Origin of the sequence: Paenibacillus sp. 1-18 (assembly GCF_000520755.1) — a bacterium.
Taxonomy (GTDB): Bacteria; Bacillota; Bacilli; order Paenibacillales; family Paenibacillaceae; genus Paenibacillus; species Paenibacillus brasilensis.
Genome location: NZ_ASSB01000033.1, coordinates 1 through 802, shown reverse-complemented (window position 1 = coordinate 802; position 802 = coordinate 1). Strand labels below are relative to the sequence as shown.

General features: G+C 41.1%; 1 protein-coding gene. It reads left to right on the top strand.

Features of this window, described 5'->3' with window-relative positions; genetic code table 11:
• Positions 1–802 (top strand): IS3 family transposase (locus L693_RS27575; RefSeq protein ID WP_049825032.1); only part of this gene is annotated, 802 nt, incomplete at both ends.

The following is an 802-nucleotide window of genomic DNA, read 5'->3' as shown; positions in this document are numbered from 1 at the left end:
ACGAGCTAAGGCATGATTTTAACGTCAAAGAGCTTGTCAACATTGCAGGCATTCCTCGAAGCACTTACTATTATCACGTGAAAAAGTGGAACAAGCCTGATAAGTACGCCGATGTGAAAACAGAAATGTGGCGTGTATTTAATGATGAATTGAAATGTCGAGCAGGATACCGAACTATGACCAGGGAGATTCGCAAAACGACTCCAATCAATCATAAGACAGTTCGACGTTTAATGAAGGAGTTAGGGCTTTATTGTATGGTTCGTAGGAAGAAATATCGTTCATACAAAGGAGCCGAAGGGAAAATAGCTCCAAATGTCTTGAAGAGAGATTTTAATGCGACAGCACCCAATAAGAAATGGGTTACTGATGTGACGGAGTTCCACTTGTTTGGACAAAAGATATATCTGTCTCCGATAATGGATCTGTATAACCGAGAAATCATCAGTTACACCGTATTTAGAAGGCCTACCCTCTCCATGGTCACAGAGATGCTCGAAAAAGCCTTAGAAAAGCTACCAGAGCAACATAATCTCATTCTGCACTCTGATCAGGGGTGGCAATATCAACAAAAACGCTATCAGTATATGCTCTCTGAGAGAGGAGTCACACAAAGTATGTCACGTCGAGGGAACTGCCTGGACAACTCCGTGGTAGAGAATTTCTTTGGGATCTTAAAGACGGAACTTCTGTATATTCAAGAATTTGAATCCATTGAACATTTCATTCAAGAACTACATCAATATATACACTATTACAACCATCGAAGAACCAAACAAAAGCTCAGAGGACTGCCGCCGGT